Genomic DNA, 17,839 nt, shown 5'->3' on the forward strand with positions numbered 1-17,839 from the left:
AGTGCCGTCCCTTGTTCCAATCCTTCTTTCCCAAGCCGAAGCTGTTTTTCATATCTTCCGCCGTCTGGAGCCTGCTCGCCGTCCTTGCCTGGTATGCCGGGGGGCGGGACATTGGCGCCTACGTGGGCTTGCCGCCGCTTCCTCCAGGACAGGAACCCGTCATCGGCGTGTCCGTTTTCTGGTCGACCCCCTTTCTCTGGTTTTACATCTATTATGCGGTGGTCTCGGGATTATTCTCCGCGTTCTGGTTCGCCTACAGCCCGCATCGGTGGCAGTATTGGTCGGTACTCGGCACGGCGCTGATCATTTTCAATACCTATTTTTCGGTTCAGGTCAGCGTCGCGATCAACGCGTGGTACGGCCCGTTCTATGATTTGATCCAGCAGGCGCTGGCGCGTACGGCGCCGGTCACCGCAGGACAGCTCTATTCGGGAATGGTCGGATTTTCGGGCATTGCCTTCGTGGCGGTGACGGTCGGTGTGCTCAACCTCTTTTTCGTCAGCCACTACATCTTTCGCTGGCGTACGGCGATGAATGAATTTTATGTCGCGCATTGGCCCAGACTGCGCCACGTCGAAGGCGCATCGCAGCGTGTGCAAGAGGACACAATGCGCTTCTCCAGCACAGTCGAGAGGCTGGGTGTCGGTCTTGTCAGTTCTATCATGACGCTGATCGCCTTTCTCCCGGTTCTCTTCAAGTTTTCCGAACAGGTGAACGTCTTGCCCATTGTCGGCGAGATACCGCACGCCCTTGTCTGGGCGGCCGTATTCTGGTCGGTCTTTGGTACGGTTTTCCTGGCCGCAGTCGGCATCAAGCTTCCGGGACTGGAATTTCGCAATCAGCGCGTCGAAGCCGCATACCGGAAGGAACTGGTCTATGGCGAGGACCATGAAGACCGTGCCGATCCGATAACGCTCGCGCAGCTCTTCGACAACGTCAGGCGTAACTATTTTCGCCTGTATTTCCATTACATGTACTTCAATATCGCCCGCATTTTCTACCTGCAGGCCGACAATCTCTTCGGCACTTTCGTGCTGGTCCCGGCAATCGTGGCGGGAAAGCTCACACTCGGCGTCATGAACCAGGTGCTGAATGTGTTCGGGCAGGTGCGGGAGTCATTCCAGTATCTCGTCAATTCCTGGACGACCATCGTCGAGCTGCTGTCGATCTACAAACGCCTCAAAGCCTTCGAGTCGGTGCTGGTCGACGAGCCGCTGCCGGAGATCGACCGGCAGTTCATCGACGCTGGCGGTAAGGAAGAGCTGGCTCTGTAGCGGCGGCATCAGAAGGCGGAGCGATCCGCCTTCTTTCTTGCAGCCTCGATAATCGGCAACGCCTCGGCATAGCTGACGCAGGCGACGTCCGGCTTGTTGCAGGTCTCCGAGAGAAAGCGATCGAGCGCCCGCCAATAGGCGCCGCCGTTCATCTCGACGAAGTGGAAGCCGAGCTGAAGAGGGATCCGCTCGCCTTCATATTCTTTACGGAAGGCATTGCGGAACGCCGCAAGCGTCCGCTCCTCGAAGCGGACGCTGTCCTTTCTGTTCTCGACTCCCATCGAATGGCGGACGAAGAGATTGTAGTCCATGCCGATGACCGGCCGGTGGGAAGGGCCTTCGGGAATGAGCGGCAGGCCGAAGCGCGGCAGACCGTCGGCGAAGCTGGGCCAGCCGGGGCCTTTGGTGACGAGGCTCGCATCATAGCTGAAACCGAACGCCTCGAGTGCAGGCACCAGGCCGTCGCTGAGTGACAGATAGGGGGCGCGAAAGCCCTTTATGCCGTTCTTCGCGAAATCGGCCCAGCCTTCCGGCTCGGCTTCCGGCTTGCCGGCCCTCTTCCAGGCTTCGGCGAGCGCCGCGCGGAACGCTGAAAACTCCCGCTCCCAATCGGCCTTGCTCCATCCTTTGCCGTCGAAATGGCCGCAGGCGTGGCTGCCGAGGTCGTGACCATCGCGATGCGCCTGCCAGATATGGCCGACGCGGATCGCGATCTCTTCGCGGCTCTGTGCGAAGCCGACATTCGAGCGTCCCTGCTTCTGTCCGGGCGCCCGGTAGATCTGCTTCCCGTCGGCCTTCGTCATCAGGAAGGTGCAGGAGAGGAAATAGGTGAAATGCGCGCCCGTTCGCCTTGCCATGCCAAGGCTTTTCTCCCAAAGCGCATTGTCGTGCGCGCCGTCGAAGGAGATGACGACGAGCTGTTTGCCGTCCGGCGACGGGGGTGCCGGCGGCGGATCGGCGAGGGCGAGAGCGGGAAAAAGAGCGAGTGATAAAGCCAGGAAAATACGAATCATGTTTCAACTGTGACGTTTGGTTTCGTCGCAGTTGTCCGGAAATTGCGGCAATCCTTTGATTGGGCTGGAAAACAGGCGCTATCGAAGGTAGTGCGTAGTCAGGTGGATCGGCAAAGCGCAGCGCTGTAGCGGTCCGACATTCTCGAACAAGCGGTGACCCATGGCCATACTCGTTCTCGGCATCATCATATTTCTCGGCATGCACCTCGTCCGCGTGGTTGCGCCCGGCTTTCGTGCCGGCATTATCGAAAGCCGCGGCAAGGGCACTTGGATGGGGCTCTATACGATCGTCAGCCTCGTCGGCCTCTGTCTGATCATCTACGGTTTTGGTCAGGCGCGCGGCGAAACGGGCATACTCTACGATCCGCCGATATTCCTGCGCCATATCGCCCTTCTGCTGATGCTCGTCGCCTTCATCGTGCTTGCCGCCGGCTTCCTGCCGGCTGGCCGCATCGCCGTCGCGCTCAAGCATCCGCAGGTCCTCTCGATCAAGATATGGGCGCTGGCGCACCTCCTTGCGAATGGCGAGACGTCCTCGGTTCTGCTTTTCGGTTCCTTTCTCGCCTGGGCGGTGATCCTGCGCATCTCGTTGAAACGGCGCGAGCGCGCCGGTGAGAAGGTGCTTCCCGTGTTTAAATCGACGCGCAACGACGTATTGGCGGTTCTTATCGGCCTCGTCGCCTTTGTGCTCTTCGTCTGGAAGCTGCATGAACTTCTGATAGGCGTTCAGCCGGTCGTTCTCTAAATGTCGATCTCCCCCTTACATCAGGCGTAAAATCGGGTAGAACGCGCCAACTTCTTCACATCAGGGCCGGGCGGCCGGGACGGGACATGGTAAACCAGGACGACAGCTTTATCCGCGAGGTCAATGACGAACTCCGTTCGGACCAGATGAAGGCCGTCTGGACGCGCTTCGGCGGTATCATCATCGGGATTGCCGTTCTGATCGTGCTCGGCACCGTCGGCAAGGTCGGATACGATTATTGGCAGGAGGCCTCCTCGTCGCAATCGGGCGACACCTTCCTCGCGGCGCTCAACCTTGCCCGGGAGAACAAGTCGGACGAGGCGCTCGCCGCTCTGACCGAACTCGAAAAGGACGGTTACGGATCCTATCCGGTTCTGGCGCAGTTGCGCGTTGCGACGCTGCAGGCGCAAAAGGGTGAAACGGATGCGGCAGTCGCGGCGTTCTCCGAAATCGGCAGGGATACGCGTATTCCGGCCGCGCTTCGCGATGCGGCGCGGCTGCGTGCGGCCTATCTGCTTATCGACGCAGGATCCTACGAGCAGGTGTCCTCCGAGGTCGAGCAACTGGCCGTTCCGCAGAACGCCATGCGTCATTCGGCGCGCGAGGCGCTCGGCCTTTCGGCCTACAAGGCCGGTGACTATACCAAGGCGAAGAGCTGGTTCCAGCAGATCGTCGACGATGCGCAAAGCCCGCGCGGCATCATGAATCGGGCGCAGATGCTGCTGGATGTGATCGCGTCGACAGGCAAGGCCTGACGCAGGCATGTCGCCCAAAAGTGCGCAGCGGTTTTGGGATAACGACATGCACAAAAACAGAAACTTAAAGCGCGTCGCGTGACCACTGAACGCGAGGCGCTTTAGCACGGATGTCAAGATGACCTTCACCGTCGCCATTATCGGGCGCCCCAATGTCGGCAAGTCCACCTTGTTCAACCGCCTGGTTGGCAAGAAGCTGGCGCTCGTCGACGATACGCCGGGGGTTACCCGCGACCGGCGTCCGGGCGACGCGAAGCTGGTCGACCTCAAGTTCCGCATCATCGATACGGCCGGTCTCGAGGAATCGTCACCAGACAGCCTCCAGGGGCGGATGTGGGCGCAGACGGAGGCGGCCATCGACGAGGCGGATCTCTCGCTCTTCGTCGTCGATGCCAAGGCCGGCCTGACGCCGGCAGATCAAACGCTCGGCGAGATGCTGCGCCGCCGGGGCAAGCCCGTCGTCGTCGTCGCCAACAAGTCCGAGGCCCGCGGCTCCGAAGGCGGTTTCTACGACGCCTTCACGCTCGGCCTCGGTGAACCCTGCCCGATCTCGGCCGAACACGGCCAGGGCATGCTCGACCTGCGTGACGCGATCGTCGCCGCACTCGGCGAGGAGAGGGCGTTCCCGCCGGCGGAAGACGTTGCCGAGACGAATGTGGATATCCGCCCCGTTGCCGGTGAAGGTACCGAGGACGAGGAGGTTGAGCCCGCCTATGACGAGACCAAGCCGCTTAGGGTGGCGATCGTGGGCCGGCCGAATGCCGGAAAATCGACTCTGATCAACCGGTTCCTTGGCGAAGACCGGCTGCTGACGGGGCCGGAGGCGGGCATTACCCGCGACTCCATTTCTGTCGAATGGGATTGGCGCGGCCGCACCATAAAGATGTTCGATACGGCCGGCATGCGCCGCAAGGCGAAGGTTCAGGAGAAGCTCGAAAAGCTTTCGGTTGCGGATGCGCTGCGGGCGATCCGCTTCGCCGAGACCGTCGTCATCGTCTTCGACGCCACGATCCCTTTCGAGAAGCAGGACCTGCAGATCGTCGATCTGGTGCTGCGCGAGGGGCGTGCAGCCGTGCTTGCCTTCAACAAATGGGATCTGGTCGAGAACTGGCAGGCACTGCTTGTAGATTTGCGCGAAAAGACCGAGCGGCTGTTGCCGCAGGCGCGCGGCATCCGTGCAGTGCCGATTTCCGGGCACACCGGCTACGGCCTCGACCGGCTGATGCAGGCCATCATCGAAATGGACAAGGTCTGGAACCGGCGCATCTCCACGGCGCGCCTCAACCGGTGGCTGGAAACGCAGCAGGTGCAGCATCCCCCGCCGGCCGTCTCGGGCCGCCGCCTCAAGCTCAAATACATGACGCAGGTCAAGGCGCGGCCACCGGGTTTCATGATTTCCTGTACACGTCCCGAGGCGGTGCCGGAGTCCTACACCCGTTACCTCATCAACGGCTTGCGAAACGACTTCGACCTGCCGGGCGTGCCGATCCGCGTGCATTTCCGCGCGTCGGAGAATCCCTTCGAGTCGAAGGCGCGCAAAAGGCGCTGAGAGCTCCGGCGGCAGCAAACGAACTCACGATTCGTTTCGCACTGCGGCGCTTTTTGATGCCATCTACCGCGCTAATAGAGTAAATCTATGTAGCAGGTGAATTGATTTCCTTGCCGCCAATTTAGGCTTGATCTATAACTGAATCCTAGGATGCCGACGTTGGCGAGCCGTGGCAGATTGGCTCGGCAGGCTGGGAAACGGCACTTGGCTCTGCGAGAATTGGACGATCCGCGTCGTCGGGATCGATGTGTCTGGGGCGCGGTCGCGGATGAAGATCGCGTTCTTTTCTCGTTTGCCGCGATCCGTCTCAAAAGCGATGTTCTCATGCTGACAAAAAAAGGAAAGTACGGTTTGAAGGCGATGGTCGATCTTGCCCAGCTTCAGCCGGGCGAAACGGCTTTCATCACGGAAATCGCCGTTCGCAACAACTTGCCGAAGAAGTTTCTCGACACGATCATGCTCGAACTCAGAAATGCCGGCTTTCTTCGCTCGAAGAAAGGCCCCGGCGGCGGCTACGCGCTGGCGCGGCCCGCATCCGAGATCCGCGTCGGTCAGGTGATCCGCACGCTTGACGGGCCGCTGGCGCCGATCCGTTGTGCGAGCCGGACCGCCTATGAAGTCTGCGATGACTGTTCGGATCCGGAAACCTGTCACGTGCGCCGTTCGATGATCGTCGTGCGCGATGCCGTGGCCGACATTCTCGACAACATGACGCTCGCGCAATTTGCAGCAAGCGAGAGAGAGGCCGCCGTAGCGCCGCTTCTCAGCGAAGCGGGCTGAGCGCGGAGGGTGCGGTCCCCCCGCGGCAGACTTAGGTGTACGTCCGATCCTCATCAATGCGAGCGTTCATCCTCACAGTGACCCGCTGCGCGGCTTTACGCCCTTCAGGTGGTAGTTGCCGACAAGGTGATGTTTCCAGCGCACCGGGTCCTGCAGCGTGTGAGCGCGGGCGTTGCGCCAATAGCGGTCGAGATTGAGCGCAACTTTCGCAGAGGCGGAGCCGGCGAGATCGAAAAGCGCATTGGCTGCCTCCAGCGCGGCCGCGGCGGCAAGGACCTTGGCGGCGGTAACCGAGAGGCTGGCTTCGACCGCGTGTTCCTCGGTCGGATCGACCTGAGCGGTATCGACCTTGCGACCGGCATGCTCGATGAGCGCGGTGGCGGCCTCGATGCGTATTGCGACTTCGCCGACCCTTGCGATCGTCAAAGCATCCTCCGATGCCCGCTCCAGCACATCGCTCTTGGCTGCTGCCGCGTTTCGGACGAGATCGAGGGTCTCTCGGAACGCCGCCCGCGCGATACCGAGATCGACGCCGGCATGGATGATCTCGCCGACGGAACCGATCGTATTCGGTCGCTCGAAGCCGCGGTGATGCGGCACGACAGAACCGAGATCCACATGAACGTCCTCAAGGACCACGGTGCCGCTGCCGGTGACGCGCTGCCCGAAACTGTCCCAGTCGTCGATGATCCGGACGCCGTCCATCGCGCGCGGAACGAACGACATGGTCATGCGGTCGGCGGGATCGAGCGCGGAGATGGCGAGCCAGTCGGCGAAGAGAGCGCCCGTGGAATTTTGCTTCCGGCCGTTGATCCGGTAGCCGGCGCCATTCCCGGTGATCCGGGCTTTGTCGTCGCCGCTTTCCGAAAGTGCGCTGCCGAAGCGGTCGCCTGCCATGGCGCGCCCGAAGAAGAACCGCTTCTGTTCTTCGGTGGCATGCTGACGCAGCGCCTCGAGGACGTAAAAGTGGCCTTGCGGGATCTGACCAATGGAGCTGTCGGCCTCCGCCAGGATCGCGGTTATCTCGGCAAGCACGACGTTGGAGACGTCGATGCCCTCGTATTCCGATGGAATGCTGATCGCCAGCAGTCCCGATTGGGCCAACTGGTCGAGTTCGTCGTGAGGAAGGACGCGCTCCAGGTCGCGCTCGATGGCGCGGTCGGAGAACCGGAGTGCCAGCTCCCTTGCAATCGCCAGGGCCTCTTCCTCGCTCTCGATGCGGTGCGGCGTCGGCTTGGTCTTTCCGGCGAATTGCGAGATGTTCCCCATCCTTGTCCCTCCGTGGAGCATTGCCGCCGCCCTTTAGTATGGAGCAGGCGCTATTTTCTTCCAGTCCCTCCCGGAGGCGGTCGCGCAGGTGGACGCCCGGTAGGGGAATCGCTTTGGAAAATGAAAATTTCCCCGGTAGAATCACTGAGTTGTGCGTGACGACGGCGCGCTGTTGCGGTTGCCTTAAGAAAAATAGCTTGCCGTGGGGTGCATTTGCAATAGAATACAAAAATTATAGACTACTTCGAAGGATGACCGTCAGGCCGAAACGCTGCTGCATGTTTCTTACGTCGGAGCCGATTTGAGGGTACAACATGCAAGAACTGGAAGTGCTGCAGCGGTCATTGCGCGCGTTAGGCGGTATTCGACCGGAGTATTATTTCGCTTGAAGCGGGAGGGAGGCGGCGCAAGGCGTTCTTGGCTGGCGCGTCGTTCCGGAAAATCCCGACGGGCGAGCGGTATACGAGCCCGTGAAATTCACCAGAGCTTTTGTGTGTCTCGAAGTCCTGCTTAAGAGTTGCCCCGACCACGGAGCGACAGCCAGCTCGCGAAAGGAGCTCACATGACCGTTCGTGGATTGTTTGCCGGCAGGTCAGCGGCGGCCGCCTCGTCCTCGCAGCCGGAAATTGCGATCGTCGGCCGTGGATTTTCCGGCATCATGATGGCGATCGCGCTGATGAAGTCGATGCGGGGAACTTTTCACCTCACCATGTACGACCCGCATCCATCTATCAGCGGCGGCCAGGCCTTTTCCGCGGCGCAGCGCTGCGAGATACTCAACAGCCGGGTGCGCGACCTGTCGGTCGCGGCCGGCCAGCCCGACGATTTCAACGACTGGCTTTGCGCCAATGATGAGTTCCGAACAGCCGTTCCGGCGGCCATTCCCGGCTTTCGGCAGATTTTCGTGCCGAAAGGCATCTTCAGCGACTACGTGCATCAACGCTTTTCCGAGGCGCTTGCCCGACGTTCCGACATCACGGTGAGGTTTTCCCACGAGCAGGTCACGGGCTTGCGCAAACTCGCAAGCGGTCGCTTCAGTCTTGTGCGTGACGGCGGACATGACGCATGCGACATCGTCATTCTTGCAACGGGCTTCGGCGTGCATCCGCGCGACCTCGAGGTTTCTGACGAGGAGCGACCGCTTGTGCGGACGCGCCGCCTCGTCGACCCGCGCCACGCGGTCCTGCTCGGCAGCGGCATTCGCGTGGTCGACCAGCTTTTCCAGATGCGCGATAACGGTTATGCGGGAGAAATCACGCTCGTTTCGCGCCACGGCTTCCTGCCGCAGGCGCATACGCAGCTCGCAGCGGCCCCGAGTTTCCCGGTCGATCCGATGCCGCAGGGCCTGCGCCGTATCGTCCGGTTCGTGCGTCAGGCCTGCGCCGAAGCCGAAGCGAAGGGGCAAAGCTGGCAGTCGGCCATGAACGGCCTGCGCCGGCGGGCGCGCTCGCTCTGGCAATCGCTTTCGGCGCAGGAAAAGCGGCAGTTCAACCGCCACCTGCGGGCCATCTACGACAGCCACAGAAACCGCCTCCCGGCGGCTGTCCACGCGCGGCTGCAGCAGGAACTTGCCGAGGGGCGGACCGTGCTTCGCCGCGGACGGGCAGGGCGGCGCCTGCCGGAAGGCATCATGGTGCGCTGGGCGGGTCGGCATGCCGAGGAACTGCTCAGGGCAGATCAGGTGATCGAATGCCGCTGTTCCGCCCCGGAGCTTGATACGCCCTTGCTCCGGAGTCTTTTTGCGGGTGGGCTTGCCGAACCCGATGAACTCGAGCTCGGCGTCGCGGTCAGTCCGACGGGAGAAGTCTTGAGCCCGTCTGGACGCACGCCGAACCTCTTCGCGATCGGTCCGCTCGGATTGGGAAGCCTGCCCGACATCGACCTGGTACCTGAGATCGTCACCCAGACCTATGCGGCAGCACGGCTTATCGTGACAGGCAAGCGGCTGGCGCTGAAGGCCGGATAGACACGACTGCGGCGGCCGGAATGGCGGCCGACGAATGCCGGTCATCCGGCCCGCTGCAGGCAGTAGCGCTCAGGGAAATTCAAACGGTAGACTCAAGGACGGACAGGGTCGTCGCTGCGCAGCAGGTCTTCGATATGACGGATGCCGTCGGCCATTACCTCACGCGCCCCACCGTCGCAATCATCGGCGGCGGCTTCACCGGTGCCGTGGTCGCGACGCACCTGGCGCGGTCTCGCGCCATGGATGGCTGGCAGCTTTCCGTCTTCGAGCCGCGTGAGCGGCTGGGATGCGGCCTTGCCTATGATACCGCGGAGCCCGCGCATCGCGTCAATGTCCCGGCCGCACGCATGAGCATCGAGCCGGGCGATCCCGACCATTTCATGCGCTGGCTCGAGCTTCGGGGCGAACCGCGCGACGATCCCGAGGCGCTTGCCTGCGACGGCCATCTCTATCCCGCCCGGCAGCTCTTCGGCCGCTATGTCGCCGAAACGATCGCGCCGTTCCTGGAACACGGGCGCATCGCACACCATCGGGAGAGAGTGATCGCCGTCGAGCGTCAGGGAGCGGCTTGGGCGGTTCGCGGCGACGGCGGGACGCTAAGCCGCGCCGACGTGCTGGTGGTGGCGACGACGCACCCGGCTCCGGAGGCTCCTGAAGGCGTAGGCGCCATCCTCACGGGGTACCCCCGCTACGTGCCGGATTCGACCGAGCCCGGCGCGCTCGACAGAATCCGGACCGGTGACCGCGTGCTGATCATCGGTACCGGGCTGACTTCGGCCGATGTGATCGCCACCCTGCGCAGAGGCGGGCATAAGGGGCCGATCACCGCCTTTTCCCGGCGGGGTCTGCGTTCTCGTGGACATGCCGACCGGGCGCAGGACCCCTATGGCGACTTCATCTCACGGCCTTGGAGATCGGCCGCGGAGTTGCTCTCCCAGGTACGCCGGACGATCCGCGATGCGGAAGCGGAAGGCTTTACATGGCATGCGGTCCTCGATGCCCTCAGAGCACAAGGCGGTGAGATCTGGCGCAATCTGCCGATGAGCGAGCGGCGGCGGCTTGTCCGTCACGTGCGGCCTTTCTGGGACGTGCACCGTTTCCGTGTAGCTCCGCAAATCGATGCGGTCGTGAGCGCGGGGCTGAGGGACGGCGATATACGCGTCCTCGCCGGTTCGGTCGCTCATATGGCGCGCGTCGGCGAGAATGTCGCGGTCACTTTCCGGAGGCGGCGGGCTGGCGGAACGGAAGAAGAGGAATTCGACGCCGTGGTGATCACCACCGGCCCGGCGCACCGGTCGATCCTGCAAAGCCAATCCTGGCTGGATTCGCTCGGAGCCGCAGGTTATCTGCGCCCCGATACAGTTGGGCTGGGCCTCGCCTGCAGCGAAACGAGCAGGGCGCTCGACAGCGAAAACAGGGAGGTGGACGACCTCTTCGTCGCCGGTCCTCTCGCCCGCGGCACCTTTGGCGAACTTATGGGCCTGCCGCAGGTCAACGACCACGCCATTTTCGTGGCGGCGCAGATAGCTGCGCTGGCGCAGGCGCGCCGAGTGCACCGGCGCGCGCGTCCGCGCTCGGCCGCGGCACCGGCCCGCTGACCGAGCGGCGACGACGATGCAACTTCTGCGGCAGCATGCCTGCGGCATCGCTTACGCTTTCCGCGATTCTGCACTATATTAGGATGTGTTGATTTCGACGAAAGGTGGAGCGGGCGAGGTGGTTTGCAGCTATCCGCCTGCGCCCGCAGACGAGAAGCCGTGAGGTATCGACGGCGAATGGCCCGCATCCTCATCCTGTTGTTCAGTCTCCTGTCGGCCTTCGCATTTCCTGTCACGCCGGTGCCCGGAGCCGAGCGCACGGCAATCGTCCTGCACGTCAACGGAGCCATCAGTCCCGCCGCGGCAGAATATGTGACGCGCGGTCTTCAACAGGCCAGGGATCGCGGTGCCGCGCTGGTGGTCCTGCAGATGGACACGCCCGGCGGACTGGATACGTCGATGCGCGACATCATACGCGCCATCCTCGATTCGCCCGTGCCGGTCGCGAGTTTCGTCGCGCCCAGCGGAGCGCGGGCAGCAAGCGCCGGCACCTATATCCTTTATGCGAGCCATATTGCGGCCATGGCCCCGGGGACGAATCTGGGCGCGGCGACGCCGATCGCCATCGGCGGAGGACTGTTTGGCAATGACGAGCAGGAAGGCGAGGAAAAGACGGGCAAGCCCGACGAGCCCGAACCGCGCAAACCGGCCAATGCCGGTGAAGCGAAACTCATCAACGATGCGGTCGCCTATATCCGCGGCCTGGCGGAATTGCGCAACCGCAACGTCGATTGGGCGGAGCGGGCCGTGCGCGAGGCTGCGAGCCTTTCCTCCGCCGCAGCCGCGCGCGAGCAGGTCATCGACTTCACCGCCGTCAGCGTCGACGACCTTTTGAAGCAGGCCCACGGCCGCCCCGTCCGCATCGGCCAATCCGACGTTCGGCTCGATACGTCCGGGCTCGCCATAGAGGATCTTCCGCCGGATTGGCGGACGCGGCTGCTGTCGGTGATCACCAACCCGAACGTCGCCCTCCTCCTGATGATGGTCGGAATCTACGGGCTCATCTTCGAGTTTCTCGCGCCCGGCACAGTGGTGCCGGGTACAATCGGCGGCATCAGCCTCCTGCTCGGTCTCTACGCACTTGCGGTGCTGCCGGTGAGCTATGCCGGCGTGGGCCTTATCCTCCTTGGGGCGGGACTGCTGGTGGCGGAGGCGCATGCGCCGTCATTCGGCGTGCTCGGCCTCGGCGGCACCGTGGCCCTGGTGCTGGGCGCTGCCATTCTCTTCGACACGGACATGCCCGGACTGCAGGTGTCCTGGCCTGCACTGAGCGGTATTGCGATAGCCAGTCTGGCGTTCAGCCTGCTGGTCGCGCGTCTCGCCCTTGTTTCGCGCCGGCACAGGGTCGCCACCGGCGCGGAAGAGATGATCGGCATTTCCGGCAAGGTCGACAGTTGGGCGGGAGCGGACGGCTACGTGATCGCCCACGGCGAGCGGTGGAGAGCCGTCAGCAGCGAACCGCTTGGACCGGGCGAGGACGTCATGGTCGTCGGCCGGGAGGGCCTCACGCTCAAGGTGGCGCGCAAACCGGCTGGAGCGGGATGATGAAAAGCATGCGCGGTTTTCCGCCCGCGTCCCTCACCAACTCCCCAATCGACCACGGGGGAAAAGGAGACCGCTCATGACCTGGCTTGGAAATCTTGCGCCCTTTGCCGCCGCGCTCCTGTTCCTGCTGATCGTCATCGCCTTTGCGATCAGGATCCTCCGGGAATATGAACGCGGCGTGATCTTCACGCTCGGCCGTTTCACCGGCGTCAAGGGACCGGGGCTGATCCTGCTCCTCCCCTATGTGCAGCAGATGGTGCGCGTCGATCTCAGGACCCGTGTTCTCGACGTGCCCAGCCAGGACGTGATCTCGCGCGACAATGTTTCGGTGCGGGTCAGCGCTGTGATCTATTTCCGCGTCATTGACGCGGAGAAATCGACGATCCAGGTCGAGGATTTCATGGCCGCGACGAGCCAGCTCGCCCAGACGACGCTGAGATCCGTGCTAGGCAAACACGATCTGGACGAGATGCTGGCGGAGCGCGACCGTCTGAACGAGGACATTCAGAAGATCCTCGACGTGCAGACGGACGCCTGGGGCATCAAGGTCGCTACCGTCGAGATCAAGCATGTCGACATCAACGAATCGATGATCCGGGCGATCGCCCGCCAGGCCGAGGCCGAACGCGAAAGACGCGCCAAGGTGATCAATGCCGAGGGCGAGCAGCAGGCCGCTGCGAAATTGCTGGAAGCGGCAGAAATTCTCGCCCGGAAACCCCAGGCCATGCAGCTGCGCTATCTCAGCACCTTGAATGTCATCGCCGGCGAAAAGAACTCGACGATAATCTTCCCGTTCCCGATGGAGATCGCCGACATGCTGGCGACGAAGAAGGAGGGTTCCTCCTAAGGCCGCACAGGAATCCAGCCAGACCAAGTCCTTGGGCTGAAAGAACGTTTTCCGCGCCGCAGACGCGGCGCTGCTCTCATCCCTGTGACGAGCACAGGGATGAGGCGAGGAGAGATTGCAGGTCGCTGTAGCACTTTGAGCTGCTGCATGCTTTTGTCCATTGATCGGCTACAATCAATGGACACATGGATTGGCGCTCGGTGCCGCTTCAGACAGAGGTCGAAAATGCCGAAGAGAAGTGCGGGCGTTCTGCTTTATCGTTACGAGGCGAGCGACCTCCTGGTTCTGCTCGTCCATCCGGGCGGGCCATTCTGGATGAACCGGGATCTCGGCGCCTGGTCGATCCCGAAGGGTGAGTATGATGCCGATGAAGAGCCGGAAGCCGCTGCGCGCCGGGAGTTCCTCGAGGAGACCGGCATCTCGATAACGGGCCCCTTGGAGTTTCTCGGCGAGGAGCGCCAAAAGGGCGGCAAGCTCGTCACCGCCTATGCGCATGAGAGCGAATTCGACGTCGCCAGCCTGCGCAGCAACGTGTTCGAGACAGAGTGGCCGCCACGGAGCGGCAGGATGCAGGTCTTCCCGGAGGTCGACCGCGCCGGATGGTTCACGCTCGAAGAGGCGCGCGGCAAGATAAATGTTTCCCAACGCCCGTTCATCGATCGGCTGGAGGCTTCGCGGAACGCCAGCCGCTCCGCGGGTTCCGCCTCCTGAGCGGTTGCGTACGCCCGATCTGCATCAATGGGCAGCGCGCAGGCCCGGCTGCGAGACTTCCCTCCTGCGGAAGGCCACCTGGATTACGTCGGAACGGCAAGGTGCCGCCTCGACACCCGGCACGATCTCGACAGGAATTCCAAGGCTCTCAAGCGCTGCGATCTCCTCGACGGCACCGGCAAGCGCCATCGGGTTCCCGGACCGAAGGCGCACCACGCGTTTCCCTTCCCCGACGAGAGCCGCGATGTCTCTGTTTCGACCCTTGGCGCTCGGCGCGAGGGGGACGCGCCTTGCCTCCCGGCGCGCCAGTTCCAGGACGTCGTCAGGAATCCATTCGTCAAAGAGGATCACGTCGGCGGCTTGCAGGGCGCGAATTGCCTTCAAGGTGAGGAGTTCCGCGTCGCCGGGTCCGGCGCCGACGATGGTGACGCGGCCGATGGCGGAGGGGCGCGTGACCAGACGATCCACCTCCGCCATCAGCCGCGTCTCTACACCCTCCTCCGGTGTATCCAGAAAGACCCTGTCGACGAAGCGCTCCCAGAAGGCGCGGCGCGCGGCACCGGGTTTCAGGCGCGCGTTCACACGGTCGCGGATCGCCTGCGCCACCGTCGCCCACCGTTTGAGTGCCGGCGGCAGCAGGGCCTCGATCCGCCGGCGGATCGCCTGTGCCAGGATCGGTGCCGCGCCATCCGTCGAGATCGCAACGACCACGGGCGAGCGGTTCACGATCGATCCGAACTGAAACGCGCAGAAAGCCGGCTTGTCGATGACGTTGACGGGCACGCCGGCGCTCCGACCGGCTCGGAAGAATGCTTCTGCGTCGGCCTGGTCGTCGCAATCGGCAATGCCGATTGCCGCATCGCGAAAAACACCCTCATGCCACGCCTGGTCGTGGTGAACGAGCAAGCCGTGTTCATGCGCGGGCCCACGGGCGAGGAGGTCGAGGAAGAGATCGCTCAGCGACGTCCGCGGCGCGTAGACATGAACTTCCGCGCCGCAGGCCGCCAGCAGTTCGGCCTTCCAGGCGGCCGCATCGCTGCCGCCGGCGACAACGGCCCGTTTGCCGTTCAGGGGCCAGAAGAGCGGCAGCGTCGCGAGAGCGGTCACGCGCTGAGGCTTTTGGGCCGGATCACTCAGCAGCGAGGGTGAGGCAGCCATTTATGATCCCCCTGATCTCGGCGCGGCAGGAGCCGCAATTGGTGCCGGCGCTGAGCCTCTCGCCCACCGCTTCGACGCTATGGCAACCGTCGCGGACGGCCGCAGTGATCTGGTTGACTCCGACGCTGAAGCACGAGCAGACGGTCGCGCCCGGATCGGGCGTATCGGCGCCCGGGCGGCCGGCGGTTACCGCAATGCGCTTGGCGAGATTGTGGTGCGAAGCGCCGAGCTGCGATACCGCCCAGCTGCGCGCCACGGCGACCGGCCGCGGAGAAAGGAACAGGCTGGCGAGCAGCCGGTCCCCTTCGAAAAAGGCCAGGCGAAGCTCGCCGGAGGTGCGGTCCGTATAGCCGATCGGTTCGATCTCTGCGGCGATCGCAAAAGTCTTCCGGCACCAGTCGAGCCAGTCGACATTCGTTTCGGCGAAGGCGAGTTCCACCCGCCACCCGCCCTCGGCTCTCGCGAGCGCCCAATAGGCGGCGTCGAGTTCCCTTGGTTTACGCGCCGAAACCGCGAAGCCATAGGCGGCAGCCGCAAAGCGGCTCGCGCGGACCGGCATGTTCTTCGACGCCGGCTGGCCGGAGACCGGGTCGGTTACCGGCGCAACCAGCGCATCGATCCGCGCCCTGGAGGCGAACTGGTCGTTCCAATGCATGGGCACGAAGAGATTGCCCTCCGCCTGCCGATCGGTGACCAGCGCCCGGACGATCGCCGCGCCGTGCGGACTTTCCAGGGTGACGAGGTCGGCGTCGCTGATGCCGAGCGCCTGTGCGTCACGCGGATGAATCTCGACGAAGGGCTCGGCGAGATGACCCGACAGCCTGGCGCTCTTGCCCGTGCGCGTCATGGTATGCCAGTGGTCGCGCACCCGGCCGGTGTTGAGCGTGAAGGGGAAGGCATCGTCGGCGCTTCTTGGCCGTGGCACCTCGACGGCGACGAAGCGCGCGCGGCCATCCGGATGATAGAATTCGCCCTCGGCAAAGAACCGCCTCTCGTGCGGCGCGCTGCCCTTGGGCTGCGGCCACTGAAACGGCTTCAGGCCGTCATAGGCGGGGCCTTCGATCTCCGCGTGGGCGCTGATGTCGAAGTCGCGGCGTCCGTCGTTTTCGAAGCCCGAAAGCGAGGCATGCTCGGCGAAGATCTCGGCTGGTGAAACATGGGCGAAGGCCGCGGCGAAGCCCATGCGCCTGCCGACTGCGGCGAGTTGCCACCAGTCGGGCCGCGCTTCGCCGGGAGCTGCGAGAAAGGCGCGCTGACGCGAGATGCGGCGCTCGGAATTGGTGACCGTACCGTCCTTCTCGCCCCAGCCGAGCGAGGGCAGGAGCACGTGGGCGTGCCGGGCGGTGTCGGTGTCTCTCACGATGTCGGAGACGACCACGAAGGGACAGGCTTTGATCGCCGCTTCGACGGCATCGGCGTCGGGCATCGAGACGACCGGGTTGGTCGCCATGATCCACAGCGCCTTGATGCGCCCGTCGGCGACGGCGCGGAACATATCGACCGCCTTGAGGCCGGGCCCGTTCGCGACTGCCGGCGCGCCCCAGAAGCGCCGTACCTTGTCCCGGTGGAGTGATTTTTCGATGTCCATATGGGCGGCAAGCATATTTGCCAGCCCCCCGACCTCGCGCCCGCCCATCGCATTTGGCTGCCCGGTCAGCGAGAAGGGCCCCATGCCCGGCCGGCCGATGCGGCCGGTCGCAAGATGGCAGTTGATGATGGCGTTGACCTTGTCGGTCCCGGTAGCGGACTGGTTGACTCCCTGGCTATAGCAGGTCACGACCTTTTCGGTCGTCTCGAAAAGTCGGAAGAATGCGCGAAGCTGCGTCGGCGTCAGCCCGGTCGCCTTGGGAAGCGACGGGGGATCGAGCCTCGATGCGGCCGCGACGGCCTCGTCGAAGCCGCCCGTGTAATTCGAAACGTAGTTCCGGTCGACCGCACCGCTTGCGGCGAGATGGGCAAGCAGCCCGCTGAAGAGGGCGACGTCTCCGTCGGATGCGATCGCCAGATGCATGTCGGCGATGTCCGCCGTCATCGTGCGGCGGGGGTCGATGACGACGATCTTCATCTCCGGGCGGTTTGCCTTGGCTGCGGAGAGGCGTTGATAGAGCACCGGGTGGCACCAGGCGAGATTGGAGCCCGTCAGCACCACGAGATCGGCGAGTTCCAGGTCCTCGTAAACGCCCGGCACGGTGTCGGAACCGAAGGCCCGGCGGTGGCCCGCGACGGAGGAGGACATGCAGAGCCGGGAGTTGGTATCGATATTCGCCGAGCCGATGAAACCCTTCATCAACTTGTTGGCGATGTAATAGTCCTCCGTCAGCAATTGTCCCGAGACGTAGAAGGCAACCGAATCGGGACCGTGATTGGCGATACTGTGCGAAAAGCGTTCGGCAACGAGATCGAGCGCCTCGCTCCAGCCTGCGCGACGGCCGCCGATTTCCGGGTGAAGGAGGCGGCCGTCGAGATCGAGGGTCTCGGCGAGTGCCGACCCTTTCGAACAGAGCCTGCCGAAATTGGCCGGATGTTCCGGATCGCCCTTGACGCTCACTGCACCGTCATCATCCACGCGGGCAATGACACCGCAGCCGACACCGCAATAGGGACAGGTGGTCTTGACCTCTTGCGCCAT

The 17,839-nt window shown here is 63.6% G+C and carries 14 protein-coding genes; 10 read left to right on the forward strand and 4 right to left on the reverse strand.

Going from position 1 to position 17,839, the window contains the following annotated elements; genetic code table 11:
* Positions 1-11 precede the first annotated feature (11 nt).
* On the forward strand, positions 12-1,274 hold the full coding sequence (gene bacA, locus ACFHWW_RS16305; RefSeq protein ID WP_379939387.1) for a bacteroid development protein BacA: 1,263 nt from the start codon (positions 12-14) through the stop codon (positions 1,272-1,274).
* Positions 1,275-1,282: 8 nt separating this feature from the next.
* On the opposite strand, the gene ACFHWW_RS16310 is transcribed toward bacA, so the two are convergent.
* Positions 1,283-2,287, reverse strand: coding sequence for a polysaccharide deacetylase (locus tag ACFHWW_RS16310; protein WP_379939262.1), 1,005 nt, complete (start codon positions 2,285-2,287; stop codon positions 1,283-1,285).
* A 160-nt stretch (positions 2,288-2,447) separates the two neighbouring features.
* Here ACFHWW_RS16310 and ACFHWW_RS16315 point away from each other — a divergent pair, with 160 nt between their 5' ends.
* From ACFHWW_RS16315 to ACFHWW_RS16330, 4 genes are all read left to right on the forward strand, one after another.
* On the forward strand, positions 2,448-3,032 hold the full coding sequence (locus ACFHWW_RS16315; RefSeq protein WP_100670116.1) for an NnrU family protein: 585 nt from the start codon (positions 2,448-2,450) through the stop codon (positions 3,030-3,032).
* 86 nt (positions 3,033-3,118) lie between these two features.
* Complete coding sequence (locus tag ACFHWW_RS16320; protein WP_324763586.1) at positions 3,119-3,787, forward strand: tetratricopeptide repeat protein; 669 nt, start codon at positions 3,119-3,121, stop codon at positions 3,785-3,787.
* Positions 3,788-3,905: 118 nt separating this feature from the next.
* Positions 3,906-5,336, forward strand: a complete 1,431-nt coding sequence (gene der, locus ACFHWW_RS16325) for a ribosome biogenesis GTPase Der (protein ID WP_379939265.1) — start codon at positions 3,906-3,908, stop codon at positions 5,334-5,336.
* Between the two features lie 324 nt (positions 5,337-5,660).
* Positions 5,661-6,116: an Rrf2 family transcriptional regulator gene (locus ACFHWW_RS16330; RefSeq protein WP_033047739.1), complete on the forward strand. Its 456-nt coding sequence runs from the start codon at positions 5,661-5,663 to the stop codon at positions 6,114-6,116.
* A 72-nt stretch (positions 6,117-6,188) separates the two neighbouring features.
* On the opposite strand, the gene ACFHWW_RS16335 is transcribed toward ACFHWW_RS16330, so the two are convergent.
* Entirely contained in the window at positions 6,189-7,385 is a 1,197-nt protein-coding gene (locus ACFHWW_RS16335; RefSeq protein WP_379939267.1) for an SfnB family sulfur acquisition oxidoreductase, read from the reverse strand.
* Positions 7,386-7,947: 562 nt separating this feature from the next.
* On the opposite strand from ACFHWW_RS16335, the gene ACFHWW_RS16340 reads away from it, so the two are divergent.
* The 5 genes from ACFHWW_RS16340 to ACFHWW_RS16360 all read left to right on the forward strand — a co-directional run bounded on the left by ACFHWW_RS16340 (position 7,948) and on the right by ACFHWW_RS16360 (position 14,052).
* Complete coding sequence (locus ACFHWW_RS16340; protein WP_379939269.1) at positions 7,948-9,351, forward strand: FAD/NAD(P)-binding protein; 1,404 nt, start codon at positions 7,948-7,950, stop codon at positions 9,349-9,351.
* A gap of 134 nt (positions 9,352-9,485) precedes the next feature.
* Complete coding sequence (locus ACFHWW_RS16345; RefSeq protein ID WP_379939389.1) at positions 9,486-10,949, forward strand: FAD/NAD(P)-binding protein; 1,464 nt, start codon at positions 9,486-9,488, stop codon at positions 10,947-10,949.
* A 177-nt stretch (positions 10,950-11,126) separates the two neighbouring features.
* Entirely contained in the window at positions 11,127-12,494 is a 1,368-nt protein-coding gene (locus ACFHWW_RS16350; RefSeq protein ID WP_275599244.1) for a nodulation protein NfeD, read from the forward strand.
* Positions 12,495-12,570: 76 nt separating this feature from the next.
* The gene (locus ACFHWW_RS16355; RefSeq protein WP_018098351.1) at positions 12,571-13,341 is read left to right on the forward strand and encodes a slipin family protein; all 771 of its coding nucleotides are present in this window, start codon (positions 12,571-12,573) and stop codon (positions 13,339-13,341) included.
* A 225-nt stretch (positions 13,342-13,566) separates the two neighbouring features.
* Positions 13,567-14,052, forward strand: a complete 486-nt coding sequence (locus ACFHWW_RS16360; protein WP_100670123.1) for an NUDIX domain-containing protein — start codon at positions 13,567-13,569, stop codon at positions 14,050-14,052.
* 24 nt (positions 14,053-14,076) lie between these two features.
* On the opposite strand, the gene ACFHWW_RS16365 is transcribed toward ACFHWW_RS16360, so the two are convergent.
* Together ACFHWW_RS16365 and ACFHWW_RS16370 are read right to left on the reverse strand one after the other, a co-directional pair.
* The gene (locus ACFHWW_RS16365) at positions 14,077-15,210 is read right to left on the reverse strand and encodes an SAM-dependent methyltransferase (RefSeq protein ID WP_379939272.1); all 1,134 of its coding nucleotides are present in this window, start codon (positions 15,208-15,210) and stop codon (positions 14,077-14,079) included.
* Positions 15,182-17,839 carry a molybdopterin-dependent oxidoreductase gene (locus ACFHWW_RS16370; RefSeq protein WP_338281500.1) on the reverse strand — a complete coding sequence of 886 codons (2,658 nt, stop codon included), beginning with the start codon at positions 17,837-17,839 and terminating at the stop codon, positions 15,182-15,184. The genes ACFHWW_RS16365 and ACFHWW_RS16370 overlap by 29 nt, the downstream gene beginning before the upstream one ends.

Source organism: Sinorhizobium sp. P24N7, assembly GCF_042436655.1.
GTDB classification, from domain to species: domain Bacteria; phylum Pseudomonadota; class Alphaproteobacteria; order Rhizobiales; family Rhizobiaceae; genus Sinorhizobium; species Sinorhizobium meliloti_A.

Bases quoted from the DNA above. Each gene is read 5' to 3' on its own strand.
- ACFHWW_RS16310 (WP_379939262.1), bottom strand. From the start codon at position 2,287: ATGATTCGTATTTTCCTGGCTTTATCACTCGCTCTTTTTCCCGCTCTC.
- ACFHWW_RS16315 (WP_100670116.1), top strand. From the start codon at position 2,448: ATGGCCATACTCGTTCTCGGCATCATCATATTTCTCGGCATGCACCTC.
- ACFHWW_RS16320 (WP_324763586.1), top strand. From the start codon at position 3,119: ATGGTAAACCAGGACGACAGCTTTATCCGCGAGGTCAATGACGAACTC.
- der (WP_379939265.1), top strand. From the start codon at position 3,906: ATGACCTTCACCGTCGCCATTATCGGGCGCCCCAATGTCGGCAAGTCC.
- ACFHWW_RS16330 (WP_033047739.1), top strand. From the start codon at position 5,661: ATGCTGACAAAAAAAGGAAAGTACGGTTTGAAGGCGATGGTCGATCTT.
- ACFHWW_RS16335 (WP_379939267.1), bottom strand. From the start codon at position 7,385: ATGGGGAACATCTCGCAATTCGCCGGAAAGACCAAGCCGACGCCGCAC.
- ACFHWW_RS16340 (WP_379939269.1), top strand. From the start codon at position 7,948: ATGACCGTTCGTGGATTGTTTGCCGGCAGGTCAGCGGCGGCCGCCTCG.
- ACFHWW_RS16345 (WP_379939389.1), top strand. From the start codon at position 9,486: ATGACGGATGCCGTCGGCCATTACCTCACGCGCCCCACCGTCGCAATC.
- ACFHWW_RS16350 (WP_275599244.1), top strand. From the start codon at position 11,127: ATGGCCCGCATCCTCATCCTGTTGTTCAGTCTCCTGTCGGCCTTCGCA.
- ACFHWW_RS16355 (WP_018098351.1), top strand. From the start codon at position 12,571: ATGACCTGGCTTGGAAATCTTGCGCCCTTTGCCGCCGCGCTCCTGTTC.
- ACFHWW_RS16360 (WP_100670123.1), top strand. From the start codon at position 13,567: ATGCCGAAGAGAAGTGCGGGCGTTCTGCTTTATCGTTACGAGGCGAGC.
- ACFHWW_RS16365 (WP_379939272.1), bottom strand. From the start codon at position 15,210: ATGGCTGCCTCACCCTCGCTGCTGAGTGATCCGGCCCAAAAGCCTCAG.
- ACFHWW_RS16370 (WP_338281500.1), bottom strand. From the start codon at position 17,839: ATGGCGCAAGAGGTCAAGACCACCTGTCCCTATTGCGGTGTCGGCTGC.